23 protein-coding genes and 1 pseudogene are annotated in these 21,392 nt (G+C 41.6%); 14 read left to right on the top strand and 10 right to left on the bottom strand.

Features of this window, described 5'->3' with window-relative positions:
* From H6G48_RS25960 to H6G48_RS02355, 11 genes and pseudogenes are all read left to right on the top strand, one after another.
* A pseudogene (locus H6G48_RS25960) lies at window positions 1-355 on the top strand (IS4 family transposase); the annotation flags it as partial.
* 431 nt (window positions 356-786) lie between these two features.
* On the top strand, window positions 787-1,440 hold the full coding sequence (locus H6G48_RS02400) for a VWA domain-containing protein (RefSeq protein ID WP_190718712.1): 654 nt from the start codon (window positions 787-789) through the stop codon (window positions 1,438-1,440).
* Between the two features lie 614 nt (window positions 1,441-2,054).
* Window positions 2,055-2,813, top strand: a complete 759-nt coding sequence (locus tag H6G48_RS02395; RefSeq protein WP_190718710.1) for a hypothetical protein — start codon at window positions 2,055-2,057, stop codon at window positions 2,811-2,813.
* Between the two features lie 35 nt (window positions 2,814-2,848).
* Complete coding sequence (locus tag H6G48_RS02390; protein ID WP_190718706.1) at window positions 2,849-3,976, top strand: pentapeptide repeat-containing protein; 1,128 nt, start codon at window positions 2,849-2,851, stop codon at window positions 3,974-3,976.
* 108 nt (window positions 3,977-4,084) lie between these two features.
* The gene (locus tag H6G48_RS02385; RefSeq protein ID WP_190718703.1) at window positions 4,085-4,777 is read left to right on the top strand and encodes an RNA polymerase sigma factor; all 693 of its coding nucleotides are present in this window, start codon (window positions 4,085-4,087) and stop codon (window positions 4,775-4,777) included.
* Window positions 4,778-4,819: 42 nt separating this feature from the next.
* Window positions 4,820-5,791: a DUF1822 family protein gene (locus H6G48_RS02380; RefSeq protein ID WP_190718700.1), complete on the top strand. Its 972-nt coding sequence runs from the start codon at window positions 4,820-4,822 to the stop codon at window positions 5,789-5,791.
* Window positions 5,792-5,846: 55 nt separating this feature from the next.
* On the top strand, window positions 5,847-8,111 hold the full coding sequence (locus tag H6G48_RS02375) for a CHAT domain-containing protein (RefSeq protein ID WP_190718697.1): 2,265 nt from the start codon (window positions 5,847-5,849) through the stop codon (window positions 8,109-8,111).
* Between the two features lie 66 nt (window positions 8,112-8,177).
* The gene (locus H6G48_RS02370; RefSeq protein ID WP_190718695.1) at window positions 8,178-9,209 is read left to right on the top strand and encodes an alpha/beta hydrolase family protein; all 1,032 of its coding nucleotides are present in this window, start codon (window positions 8,178-8,180) and stop codon (window positions 9,207-9,209) included.
* A complete protein-coding gene (locus tag H6G48_RS02365; protein ID WP_190718691.1) occupies window positions 9,124-10,230 on the top strand; it encodes an SGNH/GDSL hydrolase family protein in 1,107 nt (368 codons plus the stop codon). The genes H6G48_RS02370 and H6G48_RS02365 overlap by 86 nt, the downstream gene beginning before the upstream one ends.
* A gap of 233 nt (window positions 10,231-10,463) precedes the next feature.
* On the top strand, window positions 10,464-10,691 hold the full coding sequence (locus H6G48_RS02360; RefSeq protein WP_002763578.1) for a type II toxin-antitoxin system Phd/YefM family antitoxin: 228 nt from the start codon (window positions 10,464-10,466) through the stop codon (window positions 10,689-10,691).
* Window positions 10,688-11,074, top strand: coding sequence for a type II toxin-antitoxin system VapC family toxin (locus H6G48_RS02355; RefSeq protein ID WP_190718688.1), 387 nt, complete (start codon window positions 10,688-10,690; stop codon window positions 11,072-11,074). The genes H6G48_RS02360 and H6G48_RS02355 overlap by 4 nt, the downstream gene beginning before the upstream one ends.
* On the opposite strand, the gene H6G48_RS02350 is transcribed toward H6G48_RS02355, so the two are convergent.
* From H6G48_RS02350 to H6G48_RS02340, 3 genes are read right to left on the bottom strand one after another with little or no spacing between them, the layout of a single operon-like run.
* Window positions 11,042-11,164, bottom strand: coding sequence for a hypothetical protein (locus tag H6G48_RS02350; protein WP_002799393.1), 123 nt, complete (start codon window positions 11,162-11,164; stop codon window positions 11,042-11,044). The genes H6G48_RS02355 and H6G48_RS02350 overlap by 33 nt on opposite strands.
* A 60-nt stretch (window positions 11,165-11,224) precedes the next feature.
* On the bottom strand, window positions 11,225-11,653 hold the full coding sequence (locus H6G48_RS02345; RefSeq protein ID WP_147069325.1) for a putative toxin-antitoxin system toxin component, PIN family: 429 nt from the start codon (window positions 11,651-11,653) through the stop codon (window positions 11,225-11,227).
* The gene (locus H6G48_RS02340; protein WP_002750644.1) at window positions 11,653-11,892 is read right to left on the bottom strand and encodes a hypothetical protein; all 240 of its coding nucleotides are present in this window, start codon (window positions 11,890-11,892) and stop codon (window positions 11,653-11,655) included. The genes H6G48_RS02345 and H6G48_RS02340 overlap by 1 nt, the downstream gene beginning before the upstream one ends.
* A 156-nt stretch (window positions 11,893-12,048) precedes the next feature.
* On the opposite strand from H6G48_RS02340, the gene H6G48_RS02335 reads away from it, so the two are divergent.
* A complete protein-coding gene (locus tag H6G48_RS02335) occupies window positions 12,049-12,168 on the top strand; it encodes a type II toxin-antitoxin system Phd/YefM family antitoxin (RefSeq protein WP_069475345.1) in 120 nt (39 codons plus the stop codon).
* Between the two features lie 185 nt (window positions 12,169-12,353).
* Here the strand turns inward: H6G48_RS02335 and H6G48_RS02330 are convergent, their stop codons facing one another.
* The 7 genes from H6G48_RS02330 to H6G48_RS02300 form a co-directional block, all read right to left on the bottom strand.
* Complete coding sequence (locus H6G48_RS02330) at window positions 12,354-13,073, bottom strand: hypothetical protein (protein WP_190718685.1); 720 nt, start codon at window positions 13,071-13,073, stop codon at window positions 12,354-12,356.
* Entirely contained in the window at window positions 13,073-13,723 is a 651-nt protein-coding gene (locus H6G48_RS02325) for a restriction endonuclease subunit S (RefSeq protein WP_190718682.1), read from the bottom strand. Before H6G48_RS02325 ends, H6G48_RS02330 begins: the two co-directional genes overlap by 1 nt.
* Window positions 13,724-13,734: 11 nt before the next feature.
* Window positions 13,735-14,820, bottom strand: coding sequence for an HsdM family class I SAM-dependent methyltransferase (locus H6G48_RS02320; protein ID WP_190718679.1), 1,086 nt, complete (start codon window positions 14,818-14,820; stop codon window positions 13,735-13,737).
* Window positions 14,821-14,832: 12 nt separating this feature from the next.
* Entirely contained in the window at window positions 14,833-15,321 is a 489-nt protein-coding gene (locus tag H6G48_RS02315; RefSeq protein WP_069475342.1) for a hypothetical protein, read from the bottom strand.
* A gap of 85 nt (window positions 15,322-15,406) precedes the next feature.
* On the bottom strand, window positions 15,407-19,981 hold the full coding sequence (gltB, locus tag H6G48_RS02310; protein WP_190718676.1) for a glutamate synthase large subunit: 4,575 nt from the start codon (window positions 19,979-19,981) through the stop codon (window positions 15,407-15,409).
* A gap of 160 nt (window positions 19,982-20,141) precedes the next feature.
* Window positions 20,142-20,423 (bottom strand): DUF433 domain-containing protein, encoded by a 282-nt coding sequence (locus H6G48_RS02305; protein ID WP_190718674.1) that lies wholly within the window; start codon window positions 20,421-20,423, stop codon window positions 20,142-20,144.
* An 84-nt stretch (window positions 20,424-20,507) separates the two neighbouring features.
* Window positions 20,508-20,675 carry a hypothetical protein gene (locus H6G48_RS02300; protein WP_002750660.1) on the bottom strand — a complete coding sequence of 56 codons (168 nt, stop codon included), beginning with the start codon at window positions 20,673-20,675 and terminating at the stop codon, window positions 20,508-20,510.
* A 114-nt stretch (window positions 20,676-20,789) separates the two neighbouring features.
* Between H6G48_RS02300 and H6G48_RS02295 the strand changes: the two genes are divergently transcribed.
* The gene (locus H6G48_RS02295) at window positions 20,790-21,029 is read left to right on the top strand and encodes a hypothetical protein (protein WP_190718671.1); all 240 of its coding nucleotides are present in this window, start codon (window positions 20,790-20,792) and stop codon (window positions 21,027-21,029) included.
* On the top strand, window positions 21,001-21,318 hold the full coding sequence (locus tag H6G48_RS02290; RefSeq protein ID WP_242034502.1) for a PIN domain-containing protein: 318 nt from the start codon (window positions 21,001-21,003) through the stop codon (window positions 21,316-21,318). The genes H6G48_RS02295 and H6G48_RS02290 overlap by 29 nt, the downstream gene beginning before the upstream one ends.
* Window positions 21,319-21,392: the final 74 nt, after the last annotated feature.

The raw sequence follows: 21,392 nt of genomic DNA, 5'->3' as shown, positions 1-21,392 counted from the left end.
GGAGATGTTCCGAGATTTTAAGTCGGGAGGCTATAGCTTAGAAGGTTCTCAATTAGCACCGCAATACTTATCAAAGCTGATAATTGTTATAGCTATCGCCTATACAAGTGCCATAATGCAAGGGAAAAAAATTAAGGATATGGGAATCCAAAAATATGTCACAAGACCCGAAAAAAGATATAAAGGTCAACGCAGACACAGCAGTTTTTATGTGGGTCAACATCTCTATCATTGGCTCCAGCTACATCAAATGTTCCCAAAAAATATAGAAGAGCTAATGCAAATTAGCCGCTATCGGTTGAAGGATTACATCAAAGGACAAAGAGCTATATCGCTTGCCCTATCTACCTTCTAGCTCGCTTGTCCCCCTCTCAGAAGTAAACCCCGTAGTCCACGTCGAGGATTACAAGCTTTACAGGTCTCCTGACCTCGCTTTTTTTCGGAAGACTTGAGAATTTCTTACTATTGGTTTTCGCGTATTTGTCCAGACTCGCTTAGATATACGAATAGGGGGGGGAAAGTAGATTTTCCTTGTTCCTAGAGAATTCGTGGCTAAATGCTTACCGCTCACTCCCCGTAGCGGAAATGCCCATTCGGCTGTGAACTATCGTTTCTCAGAGGTTCGTGTCAATTTTTGACAAAACTTTATGATCGATTTTGCATAGTTCTTATGAAAACTAACGATAGAAAAACAAGGGAGATTCAAAGTTCAAAGTTCCTTTTTTCTGAAAATCTTCCACCATAGGTGTCCATTGGCAAAAGAAAAAACGAGTAGAGGCTTACCCAATGCATTTATATCATAGAGAAGTACAAGCTTTCCAAATTCCCGTCCCTTGGCTACTAGGAGTTACCGTCGATTGTACGGCCTCCATTTCCAATCGAGATTTTGCGATTGGCAAGGATCAACTAATCAAATTTCTGGTCGCCACTCATCTACGAGGTCGATCTTTACCCGGTTTACCTTCCGATTTTGTATCCGTTACCGCTTTTAAAGATCGTCGAAATATTTTCGGACCGCCTCAGCCTTTAAATGTGGTTAAAATGGACAACGAAAGTCATGTAGCCGCCCTATGTCAGTGGGTTAATAACCTACGAAATGATGGTGGTAGTACCGCTCTATACGATGCGATTAAAATCGCCTCTTCCGAGTTGGTAACAATGGACAGCTATCTTCCCTATCAATATTTAAAACTTGTCCTCGCTATCACGGACGGGGGTGATAATAACTCGAATACTAGGTTACAAGATCTGAGTTATTTTCTGAACTCTAATCTTTGTTTGTCAGTGATCGGTGTAGGGAGTTCGGCTAGTTCCCAACTGTCTTCGATTAGTCGATACGCTACCTCGACTCATTCGATCGGTAACTTTGGAGATCTATATCAAGCCATGACTATTTCTTTGGGAGTTGTTATCGAGCGTCAGGGATTGATTCAATTCTAAATCGGCCTACCGAAAAAGACTTCATGGTTTCTTAAGATTCGTTTGCGTAATCGCCGGTCACAGGTCAGATAGGAGAGTAGGGCGGTAGGAAATTCGGTAAAAATTCGGTAGGTAGTGTATGTGATTGCTGGCCTCTTCCTTTCTTGGTTCCTCTTGTTTCTCTTCGGTCCATTTTTATTTTTATTTGGGGTTGTGTTAATTGCCATCGGGCTATTTAACGCGAACCCTCCTTTGATTGGCTTTGGGTTTATGTATGTTGCCTTGGGGATAGCTGGTGTGTGGTTGAGGGGAGGAAATTAAACAATATCTAACAAGGGTTAAGGTTTAGGCTCTCTTGGCGTTATCGTGATCGGCGAATCCGATCGAAGAAAGGGCGTAAGCCCTAAGCCCAGCAAGGCTTGCGCCTGGGAAGGCTTGCAATCAGAATGTAACATAGTAAGGAAGTGGGACTTCGGGGCAATTTTCTCTTACTGATCTCGCGTCGATCGGGTTTGCGGGTTCTTTCGGGATCGGCTCGGTGGGGAGACAGAGAAAAAAAGGGTGCGTGATGGGGAAAAACCGGTACAATCGAGTCATACTACCGATCACTGCCATCCAATCGAGATGTATCCCCGATGACCAATTCCTCCCCACACCATAATCCATTTCCTGACTGGCTACGCATGGAAATGAAAGTCGAACAGAAAGAAAATCCTATCCTTAAACTATTCAAGCCTAAACAAATTGACCTTGTAGCCACTATTCGATTTGGTACACACACAATAAAAACAACATATTATGGAGAAATAAAAATTGGCTTAAATAAAGGTAAATTACAGGCTGTTATAGAAAACGGAAAAGTTTCTTTAGATAATATGCAGTTATTCAACCCTTTGCCGCTAGAACGTGATGTTCAGGTAAAAGATGAAGTCACGAATGAAATGCAGTTCGGTGTTAAAGGTGAAGTTAATGTGTCTGTCAAACCCAAAATAGGAGGTAGCTTAGGGGCAGAGAAAAAAATTGGTCGAAAAAGATCAGAAGAATATCAAGACAAAAAATATGTTGTGGAAACGGCAGGGGGAGAAAGTGATCCGATCTGGATTTTTACACTTACGGGGGAGGTACTAAAGGGATTACTTAAAAAAGAAACCTTGGCCACTATTGATGTAACGAAAAATCCCTGTACAGTTGTCTGCACATTTCAAAAACCTGAATTAGAGGATATAAAAATACTTAAAGGAACTGGACTCTTAAAAGTGCTTGAAAATCTTGATCTGACAGAAAAAGAAGCGGCTACGATGATAGAAAGGAGTGTTGCTAAATTTATTTTACAAAACAATTTTAGAGATTGTGATTATTTGAGCTATTCTATTGTTTCTACTGTTTCTAAGTGATTGTTTCAAGTAACCACAAAAAAAGGAGTTATCTAATGGTTGCCGAAAGATGTGATGACGAAATAAATCGATACCTTCAGGAAGTGGTCGAAAAATTGAAAACGACGAAAACGGATAAATTTTCCAAAAGGGCTACAATTGTTGGTTTGAACCTCGCGGAAGACTTTATCGGAGTTGATTTAAGTGGGGTAGATTTAAGTAGCGATAATTTAAGTGGGGCAAACTTTAGCGAAGCGGATTTAAGTAACACTAACCTGAACGGAACCGATCTTAGTAACGCTAATCTCAGTGGGGCTAATCTCAGTGGGGCTAATCTCAGTGGGGCTAATCTCAGCGGGACTAATCTAAGCGGTGCAAAGGTAACGAACACTTTATTTATTAATAATCTTGGACTGAGTGAAAAATTAGAGAACGACCTTCAGCAACGAGGGGCAATCGACGCAAGACTAGCACTGATTGAAGTTGCGCTGAACCGATCGGAGCAAACCCTTCAAGAGTTAATTAGAAATGCCCAAAATTACCCAAAAAATAGCAAAGATAGAATTAGATGCGTAACCAAAATAGTGAGGGAAATAGTCGGAATATACAAGCAGAAGATCATATACCCTTCCGTTTCCCTTACTTCTTCCCCTCTAGCACACGAAATATGGAATGAAGCTCTACAGAAAACGTTAACTTCGGTTTTGTTAAACATTGATGAGTACAATCCGCAAGAATCTTTATTCTTAGAGTGGGTGAATGGGATATTTGTACAACAGAATAGTAGTACGATCAATCCATACACCCCGATCGCTCCGTCGGATGTAGCCTCGATCGAAAACTGGGAAGATCTATGGGAGGTAATCGAACAAGATCCCCGAGGACGATTCAAAGAAAAATTCTGGCAAACCCCAGAAGCGAATTTTCAGGCGATCGCTTTACAGCGACGAGATAATAAATCTTGGGAGGAGATTATCAAATTTTTCGGCCTTACCGATAACGCAGAGATAGGTCAATTCTATCGGGAGTGTACTCAGGATTTTCGGGGGATTTTCGAGGAATTCGTGATTAGAGGGCAATCCACCGTACAAATCTCCAGAAGTTTACAAATCTCTCCGGGGGCTGTCAACACGATCGCTAAAGTACAGTTTTCTAATAAAGTGGTAGAAGTGGGGGGAGGTTGAAACATGACTCGCATAGCTCGATCGCCGTTCCCAAAAGAGCTCTCCCTGTTTGCTATAACAGAGAGGAGACACATCGAGCATCAGCGATCAAGAATTTGGATAATAAAAATGGATGATCTAGAGAGGATAGTAGATGAATTAGAACTAAAGGCGAAAAGTTATCCTAAAGGCAGTAAGGATAGGCTGAAATACTTAACCAAGCTAACGAACGCGATCCTGCAATCCCAGCCAAGTTGTCAAAACCGCTATCAGTTACCCTATTCTATCTATAGGGAGCTACAGGACGAAGCTATCCAGGAAACCTTTATCCGCTTGTATAAGAAGATTGACGAATACGATCCCGCTCAAGGTCATATTTTACATTGGTTTCGGGAAACACTCCGCTATCGGTTTCTAGACCTCTGCGACAAGTATGTAATGGGTCGTCTTGTTCAAGAAAACAACAAAAAGAAACGAGTTCGGGATGAATCTCTTGATCAACCTGTATATCAAAATAATGATCCATCTAGTACGACTCCCCTAGACAAGTTAGAGCAACCCGAAACTGCTCATCCTCGTCATAGAGAATATGAAAAACTCAGAGAACTAATTGAGCAAGATCCCACTGGACAATTCAGGAAAGCTCACATTGGAAATCATGAGGAAGCGAATTTTCAGGCGATCGCACTTGGCAGAATCGATGGGCGATCGTGGAAAGATTTATCCGAAGAATGGAAGATACCCGTTCCAGTCATCTCGGCTTTTTATCAACGCAATATTCAAAAATTTAAGCCAATCTTTCGAGAAAATCTTGACACTTAATGTAACCAATAAAAACCAATTGAAGCATAGGATATCCTGACCATGAGCATCGAAAACGAACAATTAACTTTTCCAGTACCTTTGGGAATGTCGGATTTTAACTGTGCTAGAGAGTTTAGCGGACAACAGAAAAATACCGCCAAAGCTGGTCAGGTTTTGCTCAATACCTTAGCTGTCCGTGCCGTTGGTTTTTATTGTTGTAATTTATTGAGTGTAGAGACGGATTTTGAGAATAGTGATAGCTGGAACAGTAGCACTCGAATCCTCATGGATGTAGCGGATTTAGAGATCAAGGGATTAGGGAAGTTAGAATGTCGTCCTATCCGGCCTGGGGAAAAGGTTTGCTATGTTCCCCCGGAGGTTTGGGAAGACAGAATCGCCTACGTCATAGTAGAGATCGACGAAAAAGAGAAAATGGCAAATCTATTAGGTTTTGTCAGAAAAGTGGCTGCGGAACCAGTTTCCCTTGAGCAATTACAACCCTTGGAAGATTTGATAGATGTATTCGATTCTATTTCGCTTCAACAACGAATTGAACAAATTATACGAATCGAAAAACTTTTAGCTTCTGATTGGCTAGAATCAGAAAAAGTCTTAACAGCCAGTGGACGAAGTGGAAGATCTCGAAGGATCAGTCAGTCATCTCTTGATTCCTCGGCAATGCTGTTAAATAAAGGAAAGTTAATTAGCATAGATGGACGGGACTTTGCTTTGATGGTTGACATCCGGCAACAGGAGAATGAACAAAATAAATTTAAGGTGTCTTTTGAGTTAATTCCTGTCGGAAATATTAGAAGTTTACCTTCTGGGTTGGAATTCGCCTTACTAGCTCCCTCTGGCAAAATGTTAACCTCGGCGACCGCAAAACAAGGGGATAATTGGCTAACACTTCCTCCGAAACCCGCTATTTTGGATCTGGAAAAACTAGAGTTTGCCAGACAAAACGGTAAACTCTATCAAGTCAAGATCACTTTTAATGGAAAAACTCATTCGGAAAGCTTTCCCAGTAATTGATTTAGAGCTTCATTTTTGAATTGGCGATGAGCGATTACAAAAGGAAAAAATTTCCATGACGCAGGAAGTTGAATTCAATATAGTTACACAAGATACGCAATCTTTTTTGCTCGAGGTCAGAATCAGCAAGGATTCTAACTCGTCCAGAATCCGTAGAAGACTTTCTGTTCCATTTTATCCAGATACACTAATTGAGTCTCTTGAGCGATGGCAACAAGCCTTCAATCATATAGTCAATCGTAATTATCATTCTCGTAATACTAGAAGAACAGGGGATGATGAAAATAATCAGAACATCGTTGAGAATGAAGACGATGATGATGCTTTTTTCATAAATGATTCGTATGACAAGAATTATAATAATTGTTGGGAATCCTATCAAAGTTTAACCACCGAATTGAACAACTGGCTTAACTCGGGGGAAGATTGGTCAAAGGTTCGGGGTTGGCTAACTCAAGGCCTTGATAAATCAGAAGCCGAAATTCAAGTTACTATTCAAACCGATGATCCTATCTTAAAACAACTTCCTTGGCAAGCTTGGGATTTATTATCTCAACACTACCCTCAAGCGGAAATCGCTATCGGCCCCCCAGAATATGAACCCCCTAAAGGATGGGGAAAGATTAGACAACATCCCCAAGTTCGCATCTTGATGATATTAGGTTCCGATGACAACATTACCCTCGATGAGGACTCAAAATTACTGAACAGAGTCCGAGAACATGGTGCGATACTAGAACCTTTAGAACAGCCAACCTTAGATGAATTGAAAAATGTATTAGTTGAACCTAAAGGCTGGAATATTATTTTCTATTCTGGCCATAGTGAAACTAACGATGAAGGGAAAGGAGTTTTACATCTCAATGAGCGGGAGAGCATCACTATTGATGATATAAAAGAACAGTTGGAAGTTGCTATACAAAACGGACTGTATCTAGCGATTTTTAACTCTTGTGATGGCTTGGGAATTGCCGCTCAATTAGCAGAGTTACGCTTACCGCAAAGTATCGTGATGAAAGAGGAAATTGATAATCAGATGGCGATCGATTTCCTGAAATATTTCCTCGATTCCTTCTCCCGAAACAAATCTTTATTTGTCTCGGTGGGTAACGCACGACAACATCTGCAAAAAACCTATGATAAACCAGAGAAATTTCCTGGAGTACATTGGCTACCCGTTATCGTTCCTAACCCCGCAGTTCCCTTAGCCACCTGGAAAGAGTTTTTATCCGAGTCTGAATTGTCTCCTAAATGTCGTATTCTCCTAATTATAGGGGGAATAATAGGAGTCTTCGGTTTACCTCTCAGCATCCTTTATGAATTTGGTTGGGATAAAGCTATATTCTACGCGAAGCTATATCCTCATATTATCCTCTATCCTCTTTTTATGTTTTGGGCGGCTCTATGGCTTATTTATAAAAGTTTTACGCAAATTATCAACAGAACAGACCGAGGTTTACAATTAGGCATATTAGCAATGTTAGCTATCTCTGTCGTACTTCTTGTGATAGAGATGAGTGGTTCCAATATGTTTCTATTAGAGCTTAATAAAACGGCTCAAGCAAGTATCGATCTATCGACCTTGAACAAAAACACGATCGCCGATATTCAAACAATACCGAAAGATATTCTAGATACGCGAAAGATTTTTCAGAAAGATCACCTCGTGATCAGTAAGGCGATCCTTGAAGAATCCTTGTCTAACTATATTGCGCTTAAAAATGATAATCAGATCACGGAAGAGCAAGCGAAAGGTTTCCATAAACTGATGGAAATCGGTTTAGATTATTCGACGACTTGGAAAGGACAAAAAAATTGGGTTTCTCGGAGTCGTTGGTTTTACGGGTATACTTTTTTGGCGATTACTTTTACGGTTTTAACCTTTTTCGTTCTGTGGGTACAGAATCAAGATCCCAGAAAGTTTTATAATCAAATTCGATATTTTGAGTATTTAGTAATTGCTCAAATAATGGTTGTGTTTTGGACTCCCTTTAGACTTTATTATATCATAAAAACCAAAAATATTTTGTTTGGCTACAATAATTTACAATGGATGCAACAGTTAGACACTTTCTTGTATTTAGTGATTCCCATTTTATTTTTCGCTACTCTTTATCAAACGATTCAACAAAAACAGAAATATTGGATGCTTATTATAACAATTGTGACGATTGGTGTTTCTCTGTGGATTGGCTATGGACTAACCGATGTACTCAATCGAACCTTCTTTCTCAATACTTCTAACATCGAAACATGGATACTTTTTCCCATATTGACGGGACTAGCCATTTATCTGTTTTTAAACTATCAAGACGAATAATTTTAACTGACGAATAATTTTAACTACTGAATATTGAAAAAATAAATGACTAAATCTTAAAAATTAATGAAACTTTATCACTTGTCAAATCAGTACAAAGGCTTGATATTTCTCCTGAGATTTATCGGCTTTCTTCCTGTTCCATTCATTCACGAAGAACATTTTTTACTAGCGACAGAATTTCAAAAATTTATCACTAAAACTTATAGCCCTTTCAAGAGTGAAGATCTACCAGTATTATTCCTACAACACGGCATGAATACAAGGGGAATTGAAGATCCCCGCATTCAACAATTAGCAAAAATTCTAGCTTCAGTTGGTTATCGAGTGATTGTCCCAGAATTCGCAGAAGTTAAGCAATTGCTCATTACTCCAGAAACAATCAAGCACCAGAGAGATTGTTTAAAAGCCGTTTCTTGTCTCTATCAAAAAAAAATTGGCTATATTGCCCCATCGTTTACGGGGGGACAGGGATTAATCGCCATCTCTCCAAAATCGATACAATCGATCGTTTCTTCCATTCTGTTAATCGGTTGTTATTCGGATTTAGGTAAAGCACTAGAATATTGTCTAGAAAATTATGATCTAGACAACTATGGTTTATTGATATTTTTCTATAACTTTATCAACTTGGTGATTTCGGACACTCAAAATCTAAAAAATATTCTTCTAGAAATTATTGTCAAAGAAAACAATCCTGCCCTTGTAGAAAATACACTTGGGGATTTACACGGTTATCAAAGATTGTCTGATCGAGATCAAAAAATCTTGAATTCCATTTTAAAAAATAGTGATTATAGAAAACAGTTTGTTGACGATATCAAAAAACACTTATCCGCAAAATTCATCTATCAACTCTCTCCTATCAATTTTATTCAACAGATCGATCGTCCTATTTTTTTAATTCACGGAGATAAAGACCCCGTGATTTCCCCAAAATCAACCAGAGAACTGTTCCAAAAAATATCGTCTCATGGTATATCAGATTTTCTGATTTCAGACTTGCTGAGTCATGGAGACGTTTCTCCTTCTAAAATTATCTATAACTTATTTTCCTTGTTGTCAATATTTAATCGATTCTTTACCTATAACAAATAAACTACCCGCCCTTTCTCTCGGTCTAGCCCTCGCGACAATTCCGGTGAGCGCCTCGGCCAGTACCTTTAGTAATCTCTTCGCCTTCGGGGACAGTTTAACCGATAGCGGTAACGTGGCCATCGCCACCTACCCGAACTATCAACTTGTTCCCTTCGGTGCTTTGATGCCTTCCCTAGCGTACCAAAGCGGTCGCTTGACCAATGGTCCGACCTGGGTGGAAACCTTGGCAGCCCGTCTGGGGGTTAGCGCGTCTCCGTACCTAGAGGGAGGGACGAATTTTGCATTCGGGGGCGCAAGAACTGGGCCTCTGGGAACCACCCCGCCGACTCCTCCCAGCTTACTAAACCAATTTGCCCTATTTCAAACGAGTACGGGGGGAATCGCCCCATCGAGCGCCCTGTACATGGTTTGGGGGGGGAGTAATAACGCTCGCGACGCAGCCGGACAGAAACTCGCAGGGGATAGTGCTGGGGCGAGCGCAACCTTGACGGGGGCAGTTGGCGATCTTATTACGATTATCGGGGGACTGAAAAGTGCAGGGGCTGTTCATATCCTGGTTCCCAATCTGCCAGATTTAGGGCTGTCACCAGAGGCGACGCGGGGGGTGTCGGGGGCGAGCGCAGCGGCCACGGCGGTTAGCGTGGAGTTTAATGCCCTTTTACGGAATTCATTGACAACTTTTCGCAATGATCCGACGATCAATCTGATCGAGATCGATACCTTTAGTTATTTTGCCTCGATCACCAATTCGCCTAGTAGTTTCAGCTTAACAAACACCACCGATCCCTGTGTGGATCTGACGACGGTTTGCACGAATCCGGATGAATATTTGTTCTACGATGGACTTCACCCCACCGCCGCAGTTCACCGGCAGTTCGGCGAGTTCGTAGGCACTCAGGTGGTGGTGGTTCCCGAACCAGGCGGGATTACCGGTATCTTGCTCGTTACGGGGATCGGTGCGTTGGTGACAAAACGAAAAGGAACGGGTTCGACTCGCTCGACCGTCGCCCAACTTCCCTGAATTGTTCCTCCTAATGGGACTTAGACAAAAAACAAATCGAGAAAAGCCTCAACTCCAATCCCCGCTTGGAATTTACTTCGAGAAGCCCAAAATCGCTGAAACCCAGATAGATCAAGGAAAATCATAAATCGAGGTTAACCCTTTGTCCCGTAATGGTTTGAGCCTTTTTTGCTCCCCGAAAATGCCTAAGTCCCACTAGAAAGTCCTTTCATCTTCGCGCTTGCCGTAAAATTATGATTGTCTCTCTCCAAGAAGCTCAAGCCAAACTGCCCGAACTGATATACAATCTCAAACCGGGGGAAGAATTGTTGATTACCGATAATAATCTCCCACTAGCCAAATTAATCGGGCAAACCCCCACATCTCCCCAACGTCCGGGGCCTGGCCTATGTAAAGGAATGATTACCATCGTGGCCGATGATGAAGAACACTTACAAGACTTCGCGGAGTATCTGCATTGAAATGTCTAATCGATACCCATACTCTGCTTTGGTACACACTCAACGAATCCCCACTAAGTAGCGCCGCCCATCAACTAATTATTAACCAAAATAACGAAATATTAATCAGCCCAGCATCCTATTGGGAAATCGCCATCAAAATCAGTATCGGTAAACTCATTTTACATCAATCTTACAAAGATTTTATCGACGTATGCCTTAATCAATATCAATTTAATATCCTTGCCATCACACCAGAACATACGGATGCGCTGATCACCCTTCCTTTTTATCATAAAGGCCCCTTTGATCGCCTTCTGGTAGCTCAAGCCATTGTTGAAAATATTCCGATTATTAGTGTAGATACTATTTTAGATCGGTACGGTATTCAACGTCTTTGGTAGGGCGATCGTTTTTCTCAACCTATCGGAAAACTCGACACTATAACCCCTTTCTAATCCCTCGATTTGATGTTTTTCTACCAAGGTTCCCACGTCTCCTGCGGATAATCTTGCTTCGCGAATATCTTTTAATAAAATCCCATTGAGTAAAGTTCATAATTGATGGTTATTATTTTGATCTAAAAAGTCCAGAAAATCTTTTGCTTTCACGATCTGAATATTTTGATATTCAACCAGTGAAAGAAGATGTTTGTCTCCCGTGATAATATGGGTAGCCTTGCCAGCGATTGCACATTCTATGATCATATCGTCATCGGGATCATTGGGAACGGCTCTAAGTGTTCCACCTATAGAAACAATGCTAGAAGCATCACAAATTTCCTCAATGTATTTTCTAACTCGTTCTTCAGGAAATTTGATTTTTAGTAGAAGTTTTTCGGATAATTCGCCTAAAATCTCTGGACAAGTGACCGATCGAATCAGTTTGCTTTGGGCTAGGGAAAAACAACTATTCGGGCTACCGCTTTTAGAAAGCGCAGCAGATATGAGAATATTTGTGTCGAAGACAACAGTATAAATCACTACTTCTCATGAACGATTTCATCGATAAATTCTTCTCTTTCGTCTTCCGTCATGGTATCCCAATCGTAGCCGCGTTCTGCTGCGACGATTTTTGCCTGTTGGCTTCCGTAATCGGTTATAGCTTCCATATTTCCCCACTGACGCTGGATGAGGAATCTAAATAGTTCCTGTTGCTGTGCTTCGGGGAGTTGTTTGACTAATTCGATCACTTGTTCGTTGCTTAAGGTTAAGTTTGGCATAGGTCGCTTCTAGACAATAGCATGATTAATCAGTTTAACACGAGTCCTTAATGGAGAGGGTTTTCGGTTCGCCTACACCTTCCGGGCTTCGATCGGTTAGAATCGAGAAATTATCGGCCTAGAAAATCCTTTCATCTTCGCGCTTGCCGTAAAATTATGATTGTCTCTCTCCAAGAAGCTCAAGCCAAACTGCCCGAAATGATATACAATCTCAAACTAGGGGAAGAATTGTTAATTACCGATAATAATCTCCCACTGGCAAAATTATCAGAATAATAGAATGATCTCGCACACCTCGAAGCGTAAACCTTCGCGATCAAAGAGCGAAAGTGCAAGGGTTTTGAGTCCATATTTCGATTTCTCAACGTTTGTTTCTTGCACTTTTTTGCCAAAAAAACCCCAAGCCATTTTCTAGCATGACCTCCACTGATATTTAGCAAGCCCTAAGTATTAATGATCTTTTAAGTCCATTTAGTTAAAAAATCTTGTAGTGGCGGATATGGTATTCGTTTTAATTTACCAAAATTAGTATCTTTTTCATAATCATTATCTGCCAATGTTTCCCCTGCCCTTTGTTTTTTCCTGCCATTATTACTAATCACCTTGGGAACATTATCAATCCATTTACCGCCAGTTTCTATCAATCGTTGATCTCTTGCTCGAATGCAATCGATCATTGAAAACACTTCAATGTCAACGATAAACGGTGAACAAAAACCATTTTCTTCTTGAAGTTGAATAGCTGCAATCAATAAAACATCTTTTTCGGCATCAATACTATCAATCGTAATATTTTCTTTTAGTCTTGCTGATGGTTCTCTTGGTGTCGGTGGTCTTTTGAGTTGTAAAGTTTTATTATCTACAAATAAACCTTTTAACTCTACTCTTTTGCCTGAAATATGAATGTAGTCGGGATAACTTTCTCGTTCTCCAATTTGACTGGGAGATTTCTCTAGTCCAATGTTTGTAATTTTTTCCTGATTTTGATAATTTGAAATTAATTGAATTTGGGGTAAAACTCCATCTAAAAGTGTGTTAACAATTACAGCCACTTGGCTAGGTTCAAATCCTTTTAGTGCTTGATCTGGAATACTCAACCAATCTATTTTTATGCCAATCAATGACTTAAAAATATTGCGTAGTGATTGAATTTCTTGTGGTGATATATCGGGCATAATCATTAATTATTTGATAAATTTGCCTGTTTCATTATCTGTCTGCAAGTAAGAAGGTTTTGCCAAGATTGCTCTGCTAGAACTATTAAACTAGAGTTTATTTTTGTCCGTTCTTGCAATGTAGGAACGCTTACAGGTATCTGTTCCAAATTCTCTACGCTTACTCTTGGACGTGTTCCACCACTCCCTGCTGGCATTTGATGGAGAAATAAAGCTGATTTGAGATAACACCACCAAAAATAAGGTAGGTTATCTTTGGGTATGATCTCTACAAACTCTGAATTAATAGGATAGAATAAGGGACTATCTTTTTCGATCCAAGTTGCTTTTGGTGTTACTAAAACATTGCCAAGATAGGCTCTCATAGTGCCAAAAATTAGAGATTGTTCACCGACAACACTATATCGTCCTTTTGCCAAATAATTATCTTCTAGGACAAAGGTTAATAGTTCTCCTTTTGGAATGTTTTTATATTCTATCGGTGCAAAATGACACAAACTAATATCGCATTTATGATTGATAATTTTTTGAATATCAACAAAATCTGATAGAGTATAACCTAATTCATTCTTTTTGTAATGATAGGGATTCCAGATACCTGCTTCTATCTTACAGGTATCTACTATTGTCAAAAAAGTATGCCCGTTTTTTTTCATTGTTTTTATACTTAAATACCGAGAACTTTGGCGACTTCCTTGTTTTCTAGCAATGTTTTTAGATCGTTGCTTTCTGTCTTTTTTTGCTGATTGTTCAGGGGGATGCCAATTGAAGAAATATTAGAAAAAATCGTCTTTTTATTTATTGTATTTTTACCTTTTTTGTCCAAGACAATAATATCGGCACGAGTCGTGGTATTTGAAGTTGATTGAAAAACGCCTTCAGGTAATATTATAACGGCAGTTAATAACCAACTTTTCTCGACACTTTGACGTAACTTTTCATACTCTTTATTTGAGATAATTGAATGAGGCAAAAGACAAACTAAACGTCCGTCAGGCTTTAATAACTCTAGAGCTAAATCAATAAATAGAGCATCGCTATTTCTATAGCCTAAATTGAATAAGTCGCTTTGAGATTCTAACAAGTCTATTGGCAGTGAAAACGGTGGATTTGCTACAATGTAATCTACTTGACCAAATAGTGTTTGAATTTCTTGATCGGGACGATAAATATTCGAGGTAAATAGAGAAATATTGTGACTTTGGTTAGTATTTATTCTTAAAACTAATTCCGTTAAACAGACCAACATCTCATCTACATCATTGGCAATGAGATGACAAGGTTTATATTGCCAACGTTCTCCCGCTTCTTTTAGAAAAGTTCCACTGCCACAAGTAGGATCCATTATTAAAGCATCCGATTTAATAGGAAGCATACTGACCATTTGTTCTGCTATTGCGTGTGGGGTAAAAAACTTTCCCGTAATGTCTCTGAATCTTTTAGCTAAAAAGTATTGATAAAAAATAGGTAGGTTTTTTCCATTGACATCTTTTTTTATCTGACAATAAATTATTTCTTGAAGAGTCTTGTCTTGAAATACAATTTCTGATAAGCATCGCCCTTTCATAATAATCTTATCGAGCTTTTTAGTAGTTTCAATGGCAAAAACATCAATGTAAGAATAGGCAATTACATTGAATACATCTTCCCCTTCATAGCCAAACTGTCTAAAAGCTAACTCTATATCTTTCAGAGCTTTAGTTTCTAACATTCTTTTACCTCGCACTTTTTGATCCAGATTTAGATTATACATTTTGTTAATCTCCTAAAAACCTTCTGGCTTTAAGACAGGACGATAACGTAATTTGATAATAACAGAACCACTAAACCTAAAGCTTGATTGAAAAGCAATAAAATTGAGTTGCTGAGTCATTATCCCATTGTTACAAATCTGATTCATTATTATTTCATAATTCATTTTAAATTCAGAACCATTTTTATCAATTAGAAATATAAAATCAGCACATCTTCTATTAGGATTGTCTCTAGATGGATCATCTTCATAACAAAAATCTTCGGTTTTATAGATAACCGAACCATTATTACACTTAATAGCGAAAAAAACGCTAGTAATTCCTGATTCTAAAACTTGACAATTATATTTTCCTTGCTGAGTTTCGATAAAACCAATTGCTTCAAACCAAGTGTTATTGATTAATCTTTGCGGCCAGTCCTCTGGACATGAATTAGCAAAAGCAGCATAGTTTTCTAAACTTATTATTATGCTTATAGCTTTTGTTAACCATTTTAACATTTCAAATTTTCCTTTGCATAAGGATTAATTATAGTAGTTTTATTGTAGGTTAACTTTATGTTAACCTACAATATTTTTGTACTAACTAACTACCGCCAATCCTTGCCACATCGCGGGCGTTGGCTTCAAAAGCCGCATCGAGAGCAGAATCGCCGGTTAAACCAGAATCTAACGCCTCTTTAATACACTGCAACATCCGCTTATAATCCTTGGGCATTACTTTAACAAACTTGGGCAACATTTCCGACCAATTTGCTAAAACCAGGGCTGCTTTTTGACTATGGGTGTAATCAGCATGGCGTTGAATTAACTCGCGTAAATCGTTGATTTCTTCCCCTTCTAGCGCCTCTAAAGCTACCATTTGGGTATTGCAACGAGTGGCGAAATCCCCCGACTCATCGAGGACGTAGGCGACACCACCACTCATCCCGGCGGCGAAATTGCGACCGGTGGGCCCTAAAACAACGACTTTACCCCCCGTCATATACTCACAGGCATGGTCGCCAACGGACTCAACCACCGTAGTCACCCCAGAGTTACGCACCCCAAAACGTTCCCCAGCAACCCCAGAAATATACACCTCACCACTGGTCGCGCCGTATAAAGCCACATTACCGATGATAATATTCTCCTCGGCCACAAAAGTGGAACCTTTGGGCGGATAAACGATGATTTTGCCACCGCTTAAACCCTTACCCACATAATCATTAGCATCCCCTTCTAACTCCAGTGTCACCCCTTTGGGAACAAAAGCACCGAAACTCTGCCCCGCGCTGCCCTGAAAATGGAGATGTACGGTATCTTCGGGTAAACCCTCCCAGTGACGTTTAGTGATTTCGTTGCCTAAAATCGTCCCCACCACGCGGTTAATATTTTTAATCGGTAGTGTCGCCTTGACTTTTTCGCCTTTTTCAATGGCATCTTTGCATAAATCCAGTAAAACGGTTATATCCAAGCACTTATCTAAACCGTGGTCCTGGGGAATCTGACAATAACGCCCTACCTCTGCATCTACCTCCGGTTGATAGAGAATCGGAGTTAGGTCAATTCCTTTCGCTTTCCAATGTTCTACAGCCTGTTTCGGCTCTAATACATCAGTTCGCCCCACCATTTCATTTAAGGTGCGGAATCCCAATTCGGCCATAATTTCCCGCACTTCCTGGGCGATAAATTTCATGAAATTCACCGTATATTCAGGATCCCCGATGAAATTCTTCCGTAATAACGGATCCTGGGTCGCTACCCCCGCCGGACAGGTATTAAGATGACAAACCCGCATCATAATACAGCCTAACGTCACCAGTGGCGCGGTCGAAAAACCGAATTCTTCGGCCCCCAATAGGGTCGCTACCACCACATCGCGGCCGGTTTTCATCTGGCCATCGGTTTCCACCGCAATGCGACTGCGAAGATTATTTAACACCAATGTTTGATGGGTTTCTGCTAGTCCCAACTCCCAAGGTAAACCCGCGTGTTTAATCGAGGTTTGGGGTGAGGCACCGGTCCCACCATCGAAACCAGAGATTAAAACCACGTCGGCGTGAGCTTTAGCGACTCCGGCGGCGATTGTGCCAACTCCCACCTCAGAAACCAGTTTTACGCTCACTCTGGCCGCACGATTGGCATTTTTTAGGTCATGAATCAACTCCGCTAGGTCTTCAATCGAGTAGATATCGTGGTGGGGTGGGGGAGAGATTAAACCGACTCCGGGGGTGGAGTGACGGACTTTGGCAATCCAAGGATAGACTTTTTTACCCGGTAATTGACCGCCTTCGCCCGGTTTTGCCCCCTGGGCCATTTTTATCTGCAATTCTCGCGCTTGGGAAAGGTAAAGACTGGTGACACCAAAACGGCCGGAAGCCACCTGTTTAATGGCACTATTTTTCGAGTCTCCCCGTTCATTTGTCCAAGTGTAGCGCTCGGAATCTTCGCCCCCTTCCCCGGTGTTCGACTTGCCACCGATACGATTCATGGCAATAGCGAGGGATTCGTGGGCCTCTTTGGAAATAGACCCGTAACTCATGGCCCCGGTTTTAAAGCGTTTCATAATCGCTTCAATCGGTTCCACTTCTTCGATGGGGATACTTTCCCGGTTTTTAAAGGTTAATAATCCCCGCAGGGTGAAGAATTTTTGATTTTGTTGGTTGACCAGTTGGGAATACTGCTTAAAGAGGTCGTATTTGCCCAATTTTACCGCTTGTTGCAGGTTATGAATGGTTTCTGGGCTAAAAAGATGGGCTTCCCCGTCCTTACGCCATTGATATTCACCGCCAATATCGAGGGTATGCACATTAACGTCCCGGTCGGGGAAAGCGTGGCCATGTCTGAGCAGGGATTCTTTGGCAATAATTTCTAAATCGGCCCCTTCAATGCGGGAAGCTGTCCAAGTAAAATAGCGATCGACTACCGATCGATTTAAGCCGATAGCCTCGAATATTTGCGCCCCACGGTAGCTTTGCAGGGTGGAAATGCCAATTTTAGAGGCCACTTTAATTACGCCCTTGGTGGCGGCTTTTATGTAGTTTTTACAGGCACTCTGGTGGTCAACTCCTACCAATAAACCTTCCTCGATCATACTGCCGAGGGTGGCAAAGGCTAGATAGGGATTAATCGCACCGCAACCATAACCGAGTAAAAGGGCGTAGTGATGCACTTCCCGGGGTTCGCCCGATTCCAGGACAAGGCCGACGCGGGTACGGGTTCCCTGCCGGATGAGGTGGTGGTGTAAACCGGCAACCGCCAGCAGTGAGGGAATCGGGGCGTGATTTTTATCGATACCTCGATCGCTTAAAATAATAATGCTCGCGCCCGCTAAAATTGCCTCGTCCACCTCTTGACAAATTGCCTCAATTGTGCTACGCATCCCCTCGACTCCCGAAGTGGGATCGAAGAGAATGGGAATAGTCACGGTTTTAAATTCGCTATTGCCCTGTAAACGGGCTAATTGGGCGTTAGTGAGGATGGGAGAGTTAAGTTTAATCAGGTGACAGCTTTCCGGCTGCGGATCTAGGAGATTTCTCTCCGCGCCGATAGTGGTGATGGGAGAGGTGATAATTTCTTCGCGAATTGAGTCAATCGGGGGGTTAGTGACTTGGGCGAATAACTGCTGAAAGTAATCATAAAGCAGTTTTGGCCGATCGGACAAGACGGCTAGGGGTGTATCGGAACCCATGGAACCCACTGCTTCCACTCCATCCCGGCCCATGGGGGCTAATAAAAGACGTAATTCCTCAAAAGTGTAACCGAAAGCGGTTTGCTGTTGAATTAGGGAAACAGCAGTTTCCGGTGGCGCAGTTTCCACAGCCGGTAAATCATCTAAATTGACTAAATTTTCGTTTAACCACTGGCGATAGGGATGAGCTTTGGCAATAGCTTCTTTTATCTCCTCATCGGCCACGATACGACCTTCTTTCATATCCACAAGGAACATCCGGCCGGGTTGCAGACGACCTTTAAAAGCGACGCGTTCCGGTTCAATGGGTAAAACTCCCGCTTCCGATGCCATGATTACTAGGTCATCTTTGGTGACGTAGTAACGGGAAGGACGTAAACCATTGCGGTCCAACACTGCTCCCATCATCGTACCATCGGTAAAAGCGATCGAGGCCGGACCATCCCAGGGTTCCATCAAACAGGAATGGTATTCATAAAAGGCTTTTTTCTCATCACTCATCGATTCGTGGGCTGCCCAGGGTTCAGGAATCATCATCATGACAGCGTGAGGGAGAGAACGCCCCGATAAAACCATTAATTCTAGGGCATTATCAAAAATTAAGGAGTCACTACCCTCGATATTAATAACCGGCTGGATTTTTTTGATGTCTTCCCCGAACAAGGGTGAGGCAAACATCGACTGACGGGCGTGCATCCAGTTAATATTACCTCGCAGGGTATTAATTTCGCCATTGTGGGCAATATAACGGTAAGGGTGGGCGCGTTCCCAACTGGGGAAGGTATTGGTACTAAAACGGGAATGGACTAACCCTAAAGCGCTTTGAAAGTCGGGGTCGCGTAAATCAGGAAAATAGTCACCCACCTGTACCGGCATTAATTGCCCTTTATAGACAATGGTACGACTCGAAATACTGCAAGGATACCAGTAACGATTAAAGGATTGACGACTGAGGTGGGAACGTTTGCGAATAACGTATAATTTGCGTTCAAAGGCCAGATCATCGCTTAAATTGGCATCGCGTTCGATGAAAACCTGTTCGATAAAGGGTTCGGTAGATTTGGCCGAATTGCCTAAACTGGAGTTATCCGTGGGAACATCACGCCAACCGAGAACTTTTAACCCCTCTTCGGCGGCGATTTTCTCGAATTCCTGCCGACCTTTCCCGCGAATTTCGGCATCAGGGGCCGTGTAAAGCATTCCTACCCCGTATTGTCCCGCTGCCGGTAAGGTAAAACCTAGATTACTGGTCACTTTCCGGAAAAATAGGTCGGGGATTTGGCACAAAATACCCGCCCCATCTCCGGTATTTTTTTCCGCACCGCACGCGCCACGGTGATCGAGGTTTAGTAAAATTGTTAAGGCTTGTTCAACAATATCGTGGGACTTTTTACCCGTTTTATGAACGATAAAACCGACACCACAAGCATCATGTTCAAATCGGGGATCGTATAGTCCTTGTTTCCGTGGAGTTTGATTGTTATTCATCTTGTCTAATAGCCTAGCAGTCTGGAAGGGAATGGCCTAGAGGGTGAGCCAGAGTAGCGATTCTAGGTATATCAATTTTGTATCCAGACTGGACCTTCGGTCTTATATCTTAAGGAAATGTTTCGATGTCACAAGGGTTCCTTTACACCGAAGAGATTATTCACGAATTTTTTAGCAGCGGATCGATTAAGTCGTCGGGAATGTGGTTACGCTCGATATAAGCGTTAATTTCCTCTAGATGGTCGCTGTAATAGGTCAACGCACTGAAGACCTGACTTAACGTCAGATGGGGCATTCCTAGGGGTATTTCTTCGGGAGCGACCCCCATACGCCAAGTTTCGACGATGGCGCGGACGGGTGTACGCGTTCCTTTGATAATTGGTTCCCCGTGTAAAATCTCGTCGTCTCGAACGATATAGAGATATTCGGTCGCTTGAACCATCGCGGTCTTCTGGAGTGGATATCGTTTAGTTTATCGTATCGATCGAACCCCCGACTATTCCCCATAAATATCGGTTCGGTTACTTCAGCCACCCGATCTCACTTGCGGCGATTGTTTCGCTCTTTCTCGCCATTTTTTTGAATTTTCTGTAATTACCTCGCCCATCGATCGGGCTTTTTCCGCCGCATCCCGTGCCATTTCCAGAATTTCCTCTAGTTCCCGTTCATTTAGTCCTGTTTCTTTTTCTTCCATCACCGTAAACCCTGCAAGCGATTTTTAACCTTATTCTAGTTTCTAAAATACGTCCGAGCTATGATCGCCTAACTCTAGAGCTAAAGTAGAGATAGGGTTTAATTGGAGCTATGTATGGAAGCGATCGAATTTAGGACGGTTATTTATAACGGTCAAGTGAGCGTTCCCCCCCGATATTCTTCTCAATGGGAAGGTAAGATGATACGGGTGATTGTTTTGGATGACTCGGAAATCGTCCCCGATCCGAGCCAGAAAACTGAAAAAACGATGTTCGAGGCGATTTCTTTAAATACACGGGGATTTACATTCGATCGGGACGAGGCTAATGCCCGATCAAGTTTTTATCGATACTAATGTCTTAATTTACGGGTATTCTGAGGATGAGCCGGATAAACGACAGCGAGCGATTGATTGTGTTCGATCGGGTGAGACTTGGATTAGCACACAGGTTTTAAATGAAACGATAAATGTATTAAAACGGAAATTTTCCCTAAGCTATTCGCAAATTCGAGACGCTGTACAAGAGGTTTCTAAGGGATTCCCAATCATCCTCGTTTCTGTTAATACGATAGAGATGGCATTGAATCTAGCGGAACGCAGAAATGTTGAATCTCGTAACAAAACTTTACATTTAAGAACATGACAACCCCAGAACGCCATTTTTCAGATTGAATAGACAATTTTCCTAAACCAGTGTACATAGCTGATATGTTGACA

The organism is Microcystis flos-aquae FACHB-1344 (assembly GCF_014698375.1).
GTDB lineage: Bacteria > Cyanobacteriota > Cyanobacteriia > Cyanobacteriales > Microcystaceae > Microcystis > Microcystis aeruginosa.
This window is presented reverse-complemented; position numbering and strand designations above follow the sequence as displayed.

Bases quoted from the DNA above. Each gene is read 5' to 3' on its own strand.
- gltB (WP_190718676.1), bottom strand. From the start codon at position 19,981: ATGAATAACAATCAAACTCCACGGAAACAAGGACTATACGATCCCCGA.
- H6G48_RS02400 (WP_190718712.1), top strand. From the start codon at position 787: ATGCATTTATATCATAGAGAAGTACAAGCTTTCCAAATTCCCGTCCCT.
- H6G48_RS02305 (WP_190718674.1), bottom strand. From the start codon at position 20,423: ATGGTTCAAGCGACCGAATATCTCTATATCGTTCGAGACGACGAGATT.
- H6G48_RS02365 (WP_190718691.1), top strand. From the start codon at position 9,124: ATGGAGACGTTTCTCCTTCTAAAATTATCTATAACTTATTTTCCTTGT.
- H6G48_RS02340 (WP_002750644.1), bottom strand. From the start codon at position 11,892: ATGCCAAACTTAACCTTAAGCAACGAACAAGTGATCGAATTAGTCAAA.
- H6G48_RS02325 (WP_190718682.1), bottom strand. From the start codon at position 13,723: ATGAAAAAAAACGGGCATACTTTTTTGACAATAGTAGATACCTGTAAG.
- H6G48_RS02315 (WP_069475342.1), bottom strand. From the start codon at position 15,321: ATGTTAAAATGGTTAACAAAAGCTATAAGCATAATAATAAGTTTAGAA.
- H6G48_RS02320 (WP_190718679.1), bottom strand. From the start codon at position 14,820: ATGTATAATCTAAATCTGGATCAAAAAGTGCGAGGTAAAAGAATGTTA.
- H6G48_RS02360 (WP_002763578.1), top strand. From the start codon at position 10,464: ATGATTGTCTCTCTCCAAGAAGCTCAAGCCAAACTGCCCGAACTGATA.
- H6G48_RS02300 (WP_002750660.1), bottom strand. From the start codon at position 20,675: ATGGAAGAAAAAGAAACAGGACTAAATGAACGGGAACTAGAGGAAATT.
- H6G48_RS02395 (WP_190718710.1), top strand. From the start codon at position 2,055: ATGACCAATTCCTCCCCACACCATAATCCATTTCCTGACTGGCTACGC.
- H6G48_RS02380 (WP_190718700.1), top strand. From the start codon at position 4,820: ATGAGCATCGAAAACGAACAATTAACTTTTCCAGTACCTTTGGGAATG.
- H6G48_RS02335 (WP_069475345.1), top strand. From the start codon at position 12,049: ATGATTGTCTCTCTCCAAGAAGCTCAAGCCAAACTGCCCGAAATGATA.
- H6G48_RS02375 (WP_190718697.1), top strand. From the start codon at position 5,847: ATGACGCAGGAAGTTGAATTCAATATAGTTACACAAGATACGCAATCT.
- H6G48_RS02370 (WP_190718695.1), top strand. From the start codon at position 8,178: ATGAAACTTTATCACTTGTCAAATCAGTACAAAGGCTTGATATTTCTC.
- H6G48_RS02330 (WP_190718685.1), bottom strand. From the start codon at position 13,073: ATGATTATGCCCGATATATCACCACAAGAAATTCAATCACTACGCAAT.
- H6G48_RS02290 (WP_242034502.1), top strand. From the start codon at position 21,001: ATGCCCGATCAAGTTTTTATCGATACTAATGTCTTAATTTACGGGTAT.
- H6G48_RS02385 (WP_190718703.1), top strand. From the start codon at position 4,085: ATGGATGATCTAGAGAGGATAGTAGATGAATTAGAACTAAAGGCGAAA.
- H6G48_RS02295 (WP_190718671.1), top strand. From the start codon at position 20,790: ATGGAAGCGATCGAATTTAGGACGGTTATTTATAACGGTCAAGTGAGC.
- H6G48_RS02390 (WP_190718706.1), top strand. From the start codon at position 2,849: ATGGTTGCCGAAAGATGTGATGACGAAATAAATCGATACCTTCAGGAA.